15 protein-coding genes and 1 pseudogene are annotated in these 15000 nt (G+C 55.7%); 11 read left to right on the top strand and 5 right to left on the bottom strand.

The genetic code is table 11. The features are described 5' to 3' along the window. Positions 1-142: 142 nt before the first annotated feature. Positions 143-493, bottom strand: coding sequence for a YbjQ family protein (locus tag ACWIUF_RS16960; protein ID WP_448573704.1), 351 nt, complete (start codon positions 491-493; stop codon positions 143-145). A gap of 271 nt (positions 494-764) precedes the next feature. On the opposite strand from ACWIUF_RS16960, the gene rpsL reads away from it, so the two are divergent. The 6 genes from rpsL (at position 765) to ACWIUF_RS16930 (ending at position 6672) form a co-directional block, all read left to right on the top strand. Further along, positions 765-1139: a 30S ribosomal protein S12 gene (gene rpsL / locus ACWIUF_RS16955; protein WP_015172866.1), complete on the top strand. Its 375-nt coding sequence runs from the start codon at positions 765-767 to the stop codon at positions 1137-1139. 195 nt (positions 1140-1334) lie between these two features. Continuing rightward, positions 1335-1805, top strand: coding sequence for a 30S ribosomal protein S7 (rpsG, locus tag ACWIUF_RS16950; protein WP_448560957.1), 471 nt, complete (start codon positions 1335-1337; stop codon positions 1803-1805). A 227-nt stretch (positions 1806-2032) separates the two neighbouring features. Further along, complete coding sequence (fusA, locus tag ACWIUF_RS16945; RefSeq protein ID WP_448573703.1) at positions 2033-4108, top strand: elongation factor G; 2076 nt, start codon at positions 2033-2035, stop codon at positions 4106-4108. 24 nt (positions 4109-4132) lie between these two features. Next, positions 4133-5365 (top strand): elongation factor Tu, encoded by a 1233-nt coding sequence (gene tuf / locus ACWIUF_RS16940; protein WP_448573702.1) that lies wholly within the window; start codon positions 4133-4135, stop codon positions 5363-5365. Between the two features lie 162 nt (positions 5366-5527). Beyond that, positions 5528-5845, top strand: a complete 318-nt coding sequence (gene rpsJ / locus ACWIUF_RS16935; RefSeq protein ID WP_282560896.1) for a 30S ribosomal protein S10 — start codon at positions 5528-5530, stop codon at positions 5843-5845. Positions 5846-6024: 179 nt separating this feature from the next. Then, positions 6025-6672, top strand: a complete 648-nt coding sequence (locus ACWIUF_RS16930; RefSeq protein ID WP_448573701.1) for an LON peptidase substrate-binding domain-containing protein — start codon at positions 6025-6027, stop codon at positions 6670-6672. On the opposite strand, the gene dacB is transcribed toward ACWIUF_RS16930, so the two are convergent. Both dacB and ACWIUF_RS16920 read right to left on the bottom strand, forming a co-directional pair. Further along, positions 6624-8201, bottom strand: coding sequence for a D-alanyl-D-alanine carboxypeptidase/D-alanyl-D-alanine endopeptidase (gene dacB, locus ACWIUF_RS16925; RefSeq protein WP_448573700.1), 1578 nt, complete (start codon positions 8199-8201; stop codon positions 6624-6626). The genes ACWIUF_RS16930 and dacB overlap by 49 nt on opposite strands. Before the next feature lie 386 nt (positions 8202-8587). Next, on the bottom strand, positions 8588-9583 hold the full coding sequence (locus ACWIUF_RS16920) for an RsmB/NOP family class I SAM-dependent RNA methyltransferase (RefSeq protein ID WP_448573699.1): 996 nt from the start codon (positions 9581-9583) through the stop codon (positions 8588-8590). A gap of 122 nt (positions 9584-9705) precedes the next feature. On the opposite strand from ACWIUF_RS16920, the gene ACWIUF_RS16915 reads away from it, so the two are divergent. From ACWIUF_RS16915 to ACWIUF_RS16905, 3 genes are all read left to right on the top strand, one after another. Further along, a complete protein-coding gene (locus ACWIUF_RS16915) occupies positions 9706-10302 on the top strand; it encodes a zinc ribbon domain-containing protein (RefSeq protein ID WP_448573698.1) in 597 nt (198 codons plus the stop codon). Between the two features lie 171 nt (positions 10303-10473). Further along, positions 10474-11139 carry an HAS-barrel domain-containing protein gene (locus tag ACWIUF_RS16910; RefSeq protein ID WP_448573697.1) on the top strand — a complete coding sequence of 222 codons (666 nt, stop codon included), beginning with the start codon at positions 10474-10476 and terminating at the stop codon, positions 11137-11139. Between the two features lie 70 nt (positions 11140-11209). Continuing rightward, entirely contained in the window at positions 11210-11644 is a 435-nt protein-coding gene (locus tag ACWIUF_RS16905) for a hypothetical protein (RefSeq protein WP_448573696.1), read from the top strand. Between the two features lie 172 nt (positions 11645-11816). Here the strand turns inward: ACWIUF_RS16905 and ACWIUF_RS16900 are convergent, their stop codons facing one another. Together ACWIUF_RS16900 and ACWIUF_RS16895 are read right to left on the bottom strand one after the other, a co-directional pair. After that, positions 11817-13148 carry a DUF2330 domain-containing protein gene (locus tag ACWIUF_RS16900; RefSeq protein ID WP_448573695.1) on the bottom strand — a complete coding sequence of 444 codons (1332 nt, stop codon included), beginning with the start codon at positions 13146-13148 and terminating at the stop codon, positions 11817-11819. Positions 13149-13163: 15 nt separating this feature from the next. Beyond that, positions 13164-14042 (bottom strand): RnfABCDGE type electron transport complex subunit D, encoded by an 879-nt coding sequence (locus ACWIUF_RS16895; protein ID WP_448573694.1) that lies wholly within the window; start codon positions 14040-14042, stop codon positions 13164-13166. Between ACWIUF_RS16895 and ACWIUF_RS16890 the strand changes: the two genes are divergently transcribed. After that, the gene (locus ACWIUF_RS16890) at positions 14041-14214 is read left to right on the top strand and encodes a hypothetical protein (RefSeq protein WP_448573693.1); all 174 of its coding nucleotides are present in this window, start codon (positions 14041-14043) and stop codon (positions 14212-14214) included. The genes ACWIUF_RS16895 and ACWIUF_RS16890 overlap by 2 nt on opposite strands. Before the next feature lie 241 nt (positions 14215-14455). Further along, positions 14456-15000, top strand: a pseudogene (locus tag ACWIUF_RS16885) (hypothetical protein); the annotation flags it as partial.

Genomic DNA, 15000 nt, shown 5'->3' with positions numbered 1-15000 from the left:
CGTTACTACTAACTACTAACTACTAACTACTAATTACTAACTACTAACTACTAACTACTAACTACTAACTACTAATTACTAACTACTAACTACTAACTACTAACTACTAACTACTAATTACTAACTACTAACGTTGCTCACGTTATTGGGACCATCCCTTTTCAGTTTCCTGCAAACGAATGGCTGTTCCGGAGGCCGTGATCAGTAGCAATGACCCCGATTTATCCACCGACACGGTGCCCGTATCCATCTGAATCCCAATCACTGCATTCGCGCCTAGCCGCTCCGCTCGGCGACTCAACTCCTCTAGGGCTTCCTGCTGCCCCCGCTTAAACACCTGTTCATAGCTGGCCGTGCGACCGCCAACAAAATCCCGAATTCCGGCAAAAAAGTCCCGAAAGGCATTGGTCCCATAGACGACCTCCGCTGTCACCACGCCCAGGTAGCTCTCGACGATCGCACCCTGAATAATATCCGTCGTTGTCAACAGCATCACCTCACCCCAACCTCAAACCTGACTGATTAATCCGTAACTTCACCTCTAACCATAGCCTATGGATTGCCGCGTCTTGAGGTGCCCGCGCTGATCGCGCCAGTCCCCCAACTCAATGTCCTTCCCCCTGTGCGGCGATCGCCCCCGCCTTACCCCAGGTCTCACCTCCGCACAAGACTTAACAAAAAAATTGACACAGGTTACACGTCCTTCATATACTAAGAGACTGTTGAAAAATTTTAGTTTGTCCTAGATCAGGCTCGATCGCCCCATGCCCACGATTCAACAACTCATTCGCTCAGAACGCCAAAAAGCGAAGAAAAAGACCAAATCCCCTGCCCTTAAGAGCTGCCCACAGCGCCGGGGGGTTTGTACCAGAGTCTATACCACCACGCCGAAAAAGCCTAACTCGGCCCTGCGGAAGGTGGCGCGGGTGCGCCTGACCTCTGGCTTTGAGGTCACGGCCTACATCCCTGGGATTGGCCACAACCTGCAAGAGCACTCGGTCGTCATGATTCGGGGCGGACGGGTAAAGGATTTACCCGGTGTACGTTACCACATCATCCGAGGAACGCTGGATACGGCTGGCGTGAAAGATCGGCGGCAGGGGCGTTCCAAGTATGGGGCCAAGCGTCCCAAGGCATAGTCAGCCGTTCCAAAGTGCTGCCGAGGGCACAGGGCGAGCCTGTTTGGGTCAGAGGCTAAGCGTGCTACCCCAAAAGCTAGTGGGTGATTGACTTAGCTACCGCACTTTGGACACTGTTTTGAAGGTGGATGGTCAGACGATTCCCAGATTATTTCCAGACTCTTACAAAGATCTCAAGAAAGGTTCTAACAGATCATGTCGCGTCGCGGTGTTGCTCAAAAACGTTCAACAATTCCTGACCCGGTTTACAATAGCCGTTTGGTCAGCATGATGGTTCAGCGCATCATGGGAAGTGGCAAGAAATCGCTGGCCTCTCGCATTGTGTACGATGCGCTCAAAACAGTTGAGCAGCGGACGGGAAATGATCCGCTGGAGACATTTGAAACAGCCGTGCGGAATGCCACACCTCTGGTGGAGGTGAAGGCCCGACGGGTCGGCGGGGCAACCTACCAGGTGCCGATGGAAGTGCGGTCCGATCGGGGCACGGCCTTGGCCCTGCGTTGGTTGATCCACTTTGCACGGCAACGATCGGGCAAATCGATGGCGGCTAAGCTAGCCAATGAACTGATGGATGCCGCGAATGAAACCGGCAGTGCCATTCGGAAGCGGGAGGAAACCCACCGGATGGCGGAAGCCAACAAGGCATTTGCCCACTACCGCTACTAACGGACCGGGGAAAAGCAGCATTCTGTACAAACCAGCCAGTTCCCAGCCGTGGGGTGAAACTGGTGCGGTTTGGGATAGGAGAGGGGCACACCCTCAGCCCTTCTCAACGGACAGGCAGCGAGGCGAGTAACCTTAAGGTTGCTCATAACAACTGTGTCAGAAAATTGTATAGAATTTTAACAAAGTAGTACGATTCATGATTGACGGCAGAGTGATAGGAGGTAGCTGTGGCTAGGACAGTCCCGCTTGAACGCATCCGCAATATTGGCATTGCGGCCCATATTGATGCGGGCAAAACAACAACGACCGAGCGTATCTTGTTCTATTCCGGTGTGGTCCACAAAATGGGCGAGGTCCATGATGGGACCGCCGTCACCGACTGGATGGCCCAAGAACGAGAACGCGGCATTACGATCACGGCTGCCGCTATCAGTACAAGCTGGTTAGATCACCAGATCAACATTATTGATACCCCCGGTCACGTGGACTTCACGATCGAAGTCGAGCGATCGATGCGGGTATTGGATGGGGTGATTGCCGTCTTTTGTTCCGTGGGGGGTGTTCAACCCCAATCGGAAACCGTGTGGCGGCAAGCCGATCGCTACAAAGTTCCCCGAATTGCCTTTGTCAACAAGATGGATCGCACCGGGGCCAATTTCTACAAGGTTTATAACCAACTGCGCGATCGCCTGCGCACCAATGCGGTGGCCGTGCAGCTCCCGATCGGGGCGGAAAGTGACTTTCAGGGCCTCATCGATTTGGTCCAAATGCGGGCCTACATCTACACCAATGATGTTGGCACAGATATCCAGGAAACCGATATCCCGGCGGATATGCAGGAACTGGCGGACGAGTACCGGGTCAAGCTGATCGAAGCCGTCGCCGAAGCCGATGACGATCTGATGGAGAAGTACCTCGGCGAAGAGGAAATCAGTCTCGAAGAGATCAAGGCCGCCCTGCGTAAGGGGACGATCGCGGGCACGATCGTGCCAGTTCTCTGTGGCTCCGCCTTTAAGAATAAGGGCGTTCAACGGCTTCTGGATGCCGTCATTGACTACCTGCCCTCCCCGTTGGATGTGCCGCCTATTCAGGGTACCCTTCCCAATGGTGATGCCGCAGAGCGTCGCGCCGACGACAACGAACCCCTATCAGCCTTGGCCTTTAAGATTATGGCCGATCCCTACGGGCGGCTGACCTTCATTCGGGTTTACTCCGGTGTCCTACAAAAGGGTAGCTATGTGTTGAACGCCACCAAGGGCAAGAAGGAACGCATTTCGCGTTTGATCGTGCTCAAGGCTGACGATCGCATCGAAGTCGATGAACTGCGGGCGGGCGATTTGGGGGCCGCCTTGGGTCTGAAGGATACCTTTACGGGCGACACGATCTGCCAGGAAGACAGCCCGGTGATCCTGGAGTCGTTATTCATCCCCGAACCCGTGATTTCCGTCGCGGTGGAACCCAAGACCAAGCAAGATATGGAGAAGCTCTCCAAAGCGCTCCAGTCCTTGTCGGAAGAAGATCCCACCTTCCGCGTCAGCATCGATCCGGAAACCAACCAGACCGTGATCGCGGGCATGGGTGAGTTGCACTTGGAAATTCTTGTCGATCGTATGATGCGGGAATTTAAGGTGGAAGCCAATGTGGGTGCGCCCCAAGTGGCCTATCGGGAAACCGTGCGCAAGAGCGTGCGGACCGAAGGTAAATTTGTGCGGCAGTCGGGCGGTAAGGGTCAATACGGTCACGTCGTGATCGAACTGTCCCCCGGTGAGCCTGGGAGTGGCTTTGAATTTGTGTCCAAGATTGTTGGGGGGGCGATTCCCAAGGAATACGTGCCCGCAGCGGAACAGGGCATGAAGGAAGCCTGCGAATCTGGTATTCTAGCTGGGTATCCAGTGATCGACCTGAAAGCAACGCTGGTAGATGGGTCTTACCACGAAGTAGACTCCTCCGAAATGGCCTTCAAGATTGCTGGCTCAATGGCGATTAAGGATGCCGTGATGAAGGCGTCCCCCGTCCTCCTTGAACCGACGATGAAGGTGGAAGTTGAAGTCCCCGAAAACTTCCTGGGCGATGTCATTGGTGACTTGAACTCCCGTCGCGGCCAAGTTGAGGGCATGGGATCGGAAGACGGAATCGCGAAGGTTAGCGCGAAAGTCCCCCTCGCCGAGATGTTTGGTTACGCAACCGACATTCGTTCAATGACCCAGGGCCGGGGTATTTTTTCGATGGAATTCAGCCACTATGCTGAAGTTCCACGGAATGTGGCTGAAGCGATCATCGCTAAAAGCAAAGGGAACGCATAAATCACCAGAGAGGAATGTTAATTCATGGCACGCGCAAAGTTTGAACGGACTAAACCCCACGTCAACATTGGCACGATCGGTCACGTTGACCACGGGAAAACCACATTGACGGCAGCAATTACGATGACGCTGTCGGCCTTGGGTAAGGCGAAGGCCCGTAAGTATGATGAGATCGACGCGGCCCCTGAGGAAAAGGCCCGTGGGATCACGATCAACACGGCCCACGTGGAGTATGAAACCGACTCCCGCCACTACGCCCACGTGGATTGCCCGGGTCACGCTGACTATGTGAAGAATATGATCACCGGGGCGGCCCAAATGGACGGGGCGATCCTGCTGGTGTCGGCTGCCGACGGTCCCGAACCCCAAACCCGTGAACACATTCTGCTGGCCCGTCAGGTCGGGGTGCCCAACCTGGTAGTGTTCCTGAACAAGGAAGACCAGATGGAAGGGGAAGAGGAACTGGTGGAATTGGTGGAACTGGAAGTGCGGGAGCTGCTTTCCAGCTACGACTTTGACGGCGACAATATCCCCATCATTCGCGGTTCGGCCCTGAAGGCGCTGGAGGCCCTGACGGCTAATCCATCGATCAAGAAAGGCGATGATCCCTGGGTTGACAAGATCTATGACCTGATGGATGCGGTGGACAGCTACATCCCCACGCCGGAGCGCGATGTGGACAAGCCCTTCCTGATGGCGGTTGAAGACGTGTTCTCGATCTCGGGTCGGGGGACAGTGGCGACGGGTCGGATTGAGCGCGGTAAGGTCCACATTGGTGACACTGTGTCGATCGTGGGTATTCGCGAAACCCGTGACACCACTGTGACCGGGGTGGAAATGTTCCAGAAGACCCTGGATGAAGGGATGGCTGGGGATAACGTGGGTCTGCTGCTGCGCGGTCTCAAGAAGGATGACATTGAGCGCGGGATGGTTATTGCCAAGCCCGGTTCGATCACGCCCCACACCAAGTTTGAGGCGGAAGTGTATGTCCTCAAGGATTCCGAGGGCGGTCGGAAAACCCCGTTCTTCAAGGGCTATCGGCCCCAGTTCTATGTACGGACCACCGACGTAACGGGTACCATTGCGGACTTCACCGATGACGAAGGCGGCGCACCTGAAATGGTCATGCCCGGTGACCGGATTAAGATGACGGTGGAACTGATCAAGCCGATCGCGATCGAGCAACAAATGCGGTTTGCGATTCGGGAAGGTGGGCGTACCGTGGGTTCTGGGGTCGTCTCTAAGATTCTGGAATAGTTCCCTAGTGCGTCCCAGCACTGAATAATGGGGGGTAGCAGTCGGTCAGGAATGGCGGGCTGCTCTCCCTTGTCGATCGCTGGGTTGACGGTGAGTGACGGTCTGACCCCTGGCTGCACCTTGACAATTGAACACGCTCGCTAATCAAGATTTCAACTAACTATGGCTACTCTGCAACAGCAAAAAATTCGGATTCGCCTGAAAGCGTTCGATCGCCGCCTGCTCGATACGTCCTGCGAAAAGATTGTGGATACGGCGAATCGCACCCAAGCGACGGCGATCGGGCCGATCCCGCTGCCGACTAAGCGACGCATTTATTGTTTATTGCGATCGCCCCATGTGGATAAGGATTCACGGGAGCATTTTGAAACCCGGACGCATCGTCGGATTATTGATATTTATCAACCGTCGCCGAAGACGATCGATGCGTTGATGAAGCTCGATTTACCGGCTGGGGTTGATATTGAGGTTAAGCTTTAGTCATTATTTATAGATATTGAACTGAACCACTAAGACACGAAGGGCACAAAGGGACGCGAAGGGTTTTATGCTCGGTGTGCTTTGTGTCTGTGGGGTTCGCGACTTAACCTGTCCTATTGAGCAAGGGCTTCTGGGATGTCACTTAGTAAGCTAGACTGAAAGCAGGTTTGAGTTTTACAATGACCTCTTTTTCATCGATCGCTGTGCGCGAACTCCCGATTTTCCCCCTGCCGGAAGTTGTCCTTTTTCCAGGCAGACCTTTACCGCTACATATTTTTGAATTTCGATATCGCATTATGATGAACACCATCCTGGAGGGCGATCGCCGCTTCGGGGTGGTGATGTTCGATCCGGTCCGGGGAGAACCCGTCAGCGTGGGCTGTTGCGCTGAGATCTTGCAATACCAAAGGTTACCGGACGATCGGCTGAAAATGATTACCCTCGGTCAGCAACGCTTTCGAGTGTTGGAATATACCCGCGAGAAACCCTATCGGGTCGGCTTGGTGGAATGGATCGAAGATCATCCCCCCACAAAAGATCTGCGGCCCTTGGCCCAGGAAGTTCGCCAATCCCTCCGGGAAGTGTTCTATCTCTCGAATAAGCTCACGGGTCAGGAAATCGATTTCCCAGAAGAAGTGCCGGACTTGCCGATCGAGCTTTCCTACTGGGTGGCCAGTAACCTCTACCGCGTTGTACCGGAACAACAAGCCTTACTCGAAATGCAGGATACCGCTAGCCGCTTGGAACGGGAACTGGAGATTCTGACGACGACCCGTAATCACCTGTCGGCGCGGGCGGCCTTGAAGGATGCGTTCCCAAGCCCCTGATTCGTTTCTGGACACGATCGCAGCCGGGTAAGCACCTGCACAATCTCATCGATTGTCTGCGTAAGTGTCCCGTGGGCAGCGGTGGATTGATTGATTAAGATACTGAACACTAGGGGGGACGCATCGGGACGCTCCAGATAGCCCGATAGGCTGGCCACCCCTTGCATAGCCCCCGATTTGGCTTGAATGGGGGGTAGGGTTGCAGAGGCTAAGCGTCGCCTGAGGGTGCCAGTTTCACCCATCACGGCTAAGGAATCTCGATAGGTCACCGCGTGGGGCGATCGCGCCAGGGTTTGTAGGGTTTGCACGAGGACCGCCGGCGTTGCCAGATTGTGTCGGGAAAGCCCTGAGCCATCGGCCAGCGCATACCCTTGGTGATTAATGCCAAGTTGGCTAAGGGTGGTGGCCATCACTGCCAGCCCCGCCTCCGTGGGCGATCGGTCGGCAGCTACGGGCGTACTCATCCGGCCCAGGATCGCGAGGAGGGCTTCAGCGTAGAAGTTATTACTGTATTGATTGGTTTCCTGTAACAGTTCCGCGAGGGGGGCTGACTGCCAAGTGGCACGGGCGATCGCGCCAGATGGCATAGGGGTCGTCGTAACGGCAATCTCCTTAACCCCAATTCCCTGTGCTTGTAAAATCGGTTGCCAACGTTGACCAAAGTGTTCAATGGGGTCCACCACGGCGATCGCGACTGGTTCCGGCTCCGAACCCACCCGCAGATGCCCCGCAATCTTCGCAAGAGGACGACTGAGATCACGACCAACCTTGACAAATTCGGGGGCGCCGGGGGCAACGGTTAGAGACCGGTTCTCCACCTGCCAGGTTTGGGCTGCGATCGCATCTTCCCAGACAATCCCCAAGGGTTCACCGAGACGCTGGGGCACTAACTGTAAGGGAATTGCGTTTTGGTTAACGATCAGGCTATTCAGGGGCGCGCCATAGCCCGCCTGGATATCCTCCCATTCCCAATTGGGATTGACAAACGTTCCTCCCAGATAGGATTCATCCAGGATCAGGCGATCGATCTGACGCATCCCTGCCCTTTTTAGCTGCTGGGCCAGCGAGGTCAATCCCGCCTCCGTCAAACTGGGATCGGCCCGTCCGACAATCTGCAAGACCGTTGCATCAGGATTAGGCACCTGGTAAACCGTCGTGCGAATCCGGAACTGGGGGCCGAGACGGTGCAAAGCAGCCGCAGTGCTGAGGAGTTTGGCATTGGATGCCGGGATAAAGTAATGCTCAGCATCCCGTTGATACAGGGTATGGGGTGGCTCCGTCGCGGTTGCCAAGGATTGTACGAGGATGCCCCACCGCGATCGCGTAAACTCCGGGCGATCGGTGATAGCCGCGATCGCGGCCTCCAGGTCACGGGGACAAAGGGAGGTGGGGGTAGCGGCTTGACTGGGTTGGGTGAAGCCAAGACTCAGGCTACTGAAAATCGCAAGGCCAAGGGCGGGGCGGGGTGATTGACCTGTGAAGAGGCGACGCGATGCTCCTGTGAAGAGGCGACGCGAACGGGCAGACATGGCTGGGTCTGGTTTGCGGGCTAGTATAAAGTCAGTCCTACCGACGCTTCCGGTGAGTCAAGCGTGTTTCTCCCAGTGTCAAGCTATTGAACGATCAAGGGGCAGAGCCTATCTGTACCCTGATCAACCCGATACTCAACGGTGAGTACCGAATGTATCATAGCGGCGCTATTCCTGGAAGTCCTGAGCCTCTGGCAACCCTCGCAGATCGCACCCGTAGCATTGGAACATCAAGCTTTCCCAGTTCAGAGAACCGTTCAACATGGGGTGAGCATACAGCCGTTCCCTCTCTAATAAAGTACTGTCAAGCCTTGTCTGTCCCTTGCTGGGACTGAGCAAGTGGTCAGCAGTCTGCTGGATGAGATTGAGGAGTGGCTCGTCGTACTTCAAGCCTCCGCTGCGGAGGTCGTCTGTGATTGTCCCCCGGTATCGTGAGGACGAAAAATGACCCCGATCGCCGCCAAGGCAGCCTCGGTGATCCGGTGAGTCTTCCCCGTCCCCTGGTGCTGAAATCGGGCCGTAAATCCCCCGGCCCCCAGCCCCCTTTGGGGAAACAGTCGATAGCAGGGCATCGTCGTAAGGTGGGACTGAAAGGCAACCAAAGGCGGCACGACACAAGGGCAAAAGTGGGGGAATCGCGCTAGGAACCAGTCACAAACCTGCTCATTTTCAGCCGGTGAATAGGCACAGGTCATATAGGCTAAATAGCCCCCCGGTTTAACCAATTGGGCTGCATTGGCCAGGATGCGCTTTTGGCGATTGGCATTTTTATTAATCGTGACGGGATGAAAACACCCTGGTGCCGCTTCGCCTTTGGCTAGTAGGGACTGTCCCGTACAGGGTGCATCGACGATGACCACATCAGCCGTGGCGGGTAAATATTGCGCCAAGACTTGGGAATCTCGATGACACACGATCGCCGATCGTATTTGGCAACGTTGCAAATTACTGATCAACATGCCCAAGCGTTTGCCAATGGTTTCATTACTGACCAGCACTTGGGGTTGTAAGCCCACTGCCGCCAGGATACTTTTCCCGCCCGGTGCCGCACAGACATCAATGACCGTATTCACGGGTTGCGGTACGGTTAGCACGGGATAGGCGGCAAACACGGAGGAGAAATCTAGGCAATAATAGGCTCCCTGGGTGTGCAGGGGATGTTGACCCGGTCGGCTCTCGGCGGCAATGCGATCGACAAACGCCGGTTGCCAGTCTAAGGGCGGTGCAACGGCAAAGGGAATCGACTCCGGTCGGGGTTGACACCACGCGATCGCCGACGGTACCGCTTGGGGTTGGGTGAGGGCAACCAGCCAGCGGTCCTGTTCGGCCCCATCGTCAAACAGCGATCGGGCTAATTTTTGCATGAGTCGAGAATGGGTCACCCACTTTCCCCCGGTGATCGGGCCATTTAGGAAGAATCTATTAAAAAGTACCTAAACCGCAACAACTGACGGGGAATCCCCACGACAATAGAGGAGTAGCGTTCTCTTACGCGGAGACTATTATGGCTTACGGATGCGAGATCAGCGCGGGTCGAAGCGTTTACCTGGATAATCAGGGCAACCAGACGGTGGTCACGATCGTGAGTAGTAGTTCCGGTCAACAACAACAAGCCAGTAATAGCTTCACGACGGGTCAGTGGACCTACCCACCCCAACTGTTTCGGATGGGCGATGGCCTTGTGATCCGCATTAGCACAGCCCAGGGACACCAAGACATTCAAGTCCTGGGCAGTAGCATGAGTATGATAGTCGGCGGCTTTGCCCACCAAGGAGCGCAACAGCTTCAAGTACAACAGGTTGCGCAAGTCCCCAGTGCTCCCATGCCGCCCATGCAACCGATGCCGCCCATGCCGCCCATGCAACCGATGCAACCGATGCAACCGATACAGCCCCTCGCAGGGGGAACGGGGATGCAGATGAGCCTCAACCCGATGGAGATGCGCATGGGCAACATGGAGATGCGCATGGGTGAACCGCCGATCGTGTCTCCCTCCCCTAGCCCAGCGGCGGCTTCCCGGCAGTTTTGTAGCCAATGTGGCGCGGCGGTGCAAGCGGACGATCGCTTCTGCGCCAGTTGTGGCCATCAATTGCAGCCCTAGGGATTGGCAGAGAGGCACCTCACTAGGGAGTTGGGGAGAATCGCCTGGCTGGGGGGACTTGGTGCGCAATCTTGCACAAGGGGGATGGCTGGGCGGTACTGGGTAATGAACCCGACCTGTAATTGTTAATGAACTCGGTGTGTAATTGTCTCAGAATTTGTCTTAGAAGGTATGCGTATTCCCTTGCCCCAATTTACGGCTCAAAACCGCGATCCCAACCATATTGCCGAGGTGATTGAAACGGCAACGTCGGAATTCCTGGCCCAGTGTCTCGAACCGGAGGATCTGGCATTTCCGGTGATGCCCCCCTTTGGTAGTTGGGTAAAAGCATTGGATGAGGAGTCTGGGAACCAGGTGTATGCCGTGATCTACCATGCCACCACTAGCCCGATCGACTCCATTCACCGTGCCCGTGCCCTCGGTCTGTCATTGTCAGAATTACGGGAGCAGCAGCCACAAATTTTTGCCATGCTCAAGACGGAATTCCGGGCGGTGATTGTTGGATTTTTGCCCCCCCTGCACCACAATGGCTCCGGTCCCAATCCGACTGATTTCTACCACCATTTGCCGCCCCGCCCCCCCCAAATCCACCAGGCGGTCTATGGCTGTTCCGCCGCCGAGGTCATGCTTTTTACGGAACGGTTTGACTTTCTGCGCACCCTCCTGCAACTGACAGCGGCTCCTGTGGATGCCCTCATTGCGGCGGTATTACGGGAGGTTTATCGTCTGCGCCAAGCCGATCGCCCCTGGCTGGTGAATGCGGGCCGATTTCTCGGTGTCATTCTCAAGGATGACTACGATCGCCTCCAAGTCATTCTCAATCAAGTGCATTGGTAAGTTTACGGTAAGCTGTGGACAGGGCATCCCTAATCCTGCTAGTCCCTTGCCCCTGTAATCACACTTGCCTATGTTTCTCCGAAGCCTCCTGGTTTGCCTGATCGCTGCCCTGCTGTGGCTGATCACTACCCTAGGTGCCAACCCGGCCTTAGCCCTTACCCAAATTCAACTCTCTGACCTCACCTACGAAGCCTGTCCTGAAGCCATCGGGGCCGGTGCGGTCACTAGTGACGGGTCTGGTGCGGCTGCCAATTGTTTCCTAATTACGGGTAAGGCCAATAATCCCTCTGGCAAACCCGTCTACAACGCGGATATCTTTGGTCGGGTTTACGATGCCAACGGTAACCCAGTGATGCAAAACCGCAACCGTTTAGGCGCGATCGACTACCTACCACCGGGTACCAGTGACTTTCAACTGCGCATCTCAGTCCCAGCCAACCAACCCACACCGCTCCAACTGGAACAGTTCAAGGCATCTGGTTTCTCCGGGCAAGTGCGGCGCTAAGGCCATGTTCACAGTGACCTGCGATACCTAAGGATTGGGGTTCAGTCGATCGCAACTTGAACGTGGGATAGCCATCTCACCGGTCAGAGTGGCAGGCAGGATGCCTACCCCACCCAATCTAAAATCTAAAATCTAAAATCCCAACCGAGCCTGCCCAAGCGCCCGGTTACCTTTAATGACGATCGGGCCAGAGGGTCCGCCACCAAGGCGTGGACGGCGTTGTTCCCAGTTTCGGGAAGCTGATTTTGCGGCGAATATCCTGGAGACTCCAGCCCGTTAGATTTGCTAGGGTTTGGGCTTCCCGCTCCAAGCGTTGAGACAGTGCCTGTTGGTATTGGTGACCGGCGGGGCAGTTCATTTCGCCCGTATAGGGGTGCCGCAGGATATACCGTCCCTGGAACAGTTGCTGATTGCTGGTTTCCTGGAACATTAAGTCTTCCGGGAAGGTGTTGCGGGCATAGCGCACATGCAGCCGGGTAATAAATACGCGACTGGGTTCATTGGGGGTTAACCAAAATACGCCCGCCTGTCGCAGTTCTTCTGGCGTTAAGGGTTCGGCAGCGCAAGGATCACAGTTGCCCATATCCCAGGCATATTCGAGGAAGGCCACTTTTTTATTTTCCCGTTGGTAGGCGGTTTGGAAGAGCGATCGATAAAAATCCGGAAACTCGTTTTTCACAAATACCGGGATTTCCGCATCGGATGGAATATTCACGGCGCGGTAATTGGTCAGTTCTACCCGTCCCCTGGGCGTGAGCAAGTACACAATCAGATCCTGCTCCGTTTGGGCGTTAATCATGCCCAACCGAATTGGTAACATGAACCGGGGGGATTCATAGGCCATCATCAACGGTCGCAGGAACTGGGAACCGCTGCGGCTAAATTCCTGCAAATTCACCTTGGCGACAAAGAACTTTAAGCCTTGACGGATGTAGGGTTGCAGTAAAGGGCTGGCCCCTGGGGGAATGCGGTAACCATTTTGCCGTAACCAAGTTTCTAACCCATCCGACTCACGGGCACTGAGGATTTCAATATCATATTCACCCACGCTAAAACGGGCTTCGACGGTGACCCCCAGCGCCCCGCCCCGGCGGCGATCGGCCTCATCGCGGGCAGCGGCAGGGGCCGACATCATCAATTCATTGGAAAAAATCCGGCGTGACTCACAGGGGTTTTCGTCGAAATACTCCACCAGTCGCGGCGCACTGAAGGCATCCAGGTGGGCCAATATCTCTGGTTTGCCAACATTGACTTGTTCGGGTCGCAGTACCACGGGCACGGGCACTACGATCGCAAAGTCCTTGACATCCCCCCGGAAGTCATTGGCCATCGTCATCACGGTCCGATTGCCATTACGGGCGATCGCCACCTGGGACGCCTGGTTATAGAGACTGGTATCCGCCTTGGCGACGTAAAACCCACAGAACGCCCATGCGGATGCAGGCATCCCCAAAACAAGGCCAGCCATGAGCAACACACTCAACAAACGACGCAGTAGATTCATGATCAACTCCTGGGTTTAACGCAAGGGTTCGCTAGTTAGGCTGGGCATCAGTCTGCTGCGTCGCATGGCCCGCTGGGCGATTGCCTGCCATGAGAAGCGGGGGGCAACCCACAGGGAATCCATCAGGACGGTCAGGGGAGCTAGGGCGAAGAGTGCCCAGAAAACCGCCGTCGATAGGAAGAAATGGTTACGCAAAATGAAGGTTAGCAGCGCGATCGCGATCGCCCAGACAATCCGACCCAGGCGGGCATTGGGAATCGATCGCGGATCGGTGATCATAAACAGGGCAAATAACAGCAGGGAACCACTCATCAGGCGATGGCCCAGCACGTCCCACTCCCAACCTAACCAGAGGTTGCGGCCCGCCTCCAACACTACATAGGCGCCAAGAAACGCTGCGGTCGTATCCCAACGCCCCACCCGCTGCAAAACCAGGCCACCCGTGCCCGCAAACAGCAACGCATACCACCCATCTTCGCCCCACTGCCCCGGTGACACCCAGGCATCGTTGGTGAGCAAAAGGGCAGCAATAATCCCAAAATTGGCAGGGTTGAAAAAGTGCTTGTCCGCCGATCGCAGCCAAAACTTACTCAAAATAGCTAGGGTCCCCGCCAGGATAAAGGTGCTGGCGTGTTCTGCCCGCAGTAACAAACACAGGCTGAGGGCGGTAATCAGGGGACTGCGTACATTGAGGGCGCGGGGAGCGGTAACCGGGGCGGTCAACAATGGGGGGATGAGCGTTGCGGCTAACTGCACACCCAGGCAGGTGGCTACCACAACCAACATCAAGACTGGACGTAAACTCCAGTCACGGTTACCAATGCCGAGCAGCAGAAACATGGCAAGGAAGGCAATTTGATAGTCGCGAGCATCGCGGAAGAGGGTAATAGGCATGGCTGGCATCGCGCAAGACTTTTTGTCAGTATGGCTTTGGCGATCGTCCAGTTGCCAGATTGTTACAATTTCCGCAACAGAGGACCTATGCCGCAACAGCGGTGGTGCCATCCCGGCGGGATGTCACTGGCGCAACTACATCGCCATCGAGTCCCCGATTGCCCCCGGTTGACAATCGCCGGATTAGGCATACGCTAAAACCACACTGGCCACGGACACCTTAACCCACAGGCTATAATGGAGGCGACTGGTACGACCCAGCATCCAGATCAGCGCTGCGGCAACCATCCCGCTCTGGCCACCGCTTAAAAAGGTAGGATTGGGACACTGGAATCGCACACATTTGGGGGAAACTGTTTTAGTGGCAAACAACACCACTGAGCGTGCAGCCGATTTCTGGGGATGCAACTGCCATGACCCATCCCGTTGATCTCAATATTTCCCCCCCGGTTAGTGTGCCTACGCCAGGTGTGCGGCGAACGTCTGTTTGGCATTATGCCCGTCCGGTGCTGGCCCTGACGGTTGCAGTGGTCACCCTAACGGGTGCGATCGGCCAGCGGTTTTACAATCAACCCCGCCTGACTGTGGGTCGGGTGGCCCCAATCACGTTGCGTGCCCGTCACGATGCCCATATTGAGGATATCGAAAGTACGGAAGCCAAACGGAAGGAGGCCCGTCTGGCCACGGCTCCGGTCCTGATGGCCAATGCCACCGCGAACCAGGAAATTGACCAAACACTCCAGCGACTGTTGCATCAGGGCAATGTGTTGCGATCGCAGGCAGCCCAACTCCCCTTTGCCAATCCGGCCATCCTGTCTACCGCTAGCCAGGTGTACCTACAACAGGCGGAGGAATGGGAATGGCGGGCAATCCTCCAGGCGGTGAATGAGATCCCCCTGAGCCTGCGGAGTTCAGCCTTAGCCTTGGAGCCGTTGCCCTCCCCCCTCAGTCCCTCACC

Source organism: Trichothermofontia sp. (assembly GCF_053493415.1).
Note: the sequence above shows the minus strand (reverse complement) of the source record. Positions and strands in the feature narration are given on the sequence as shown.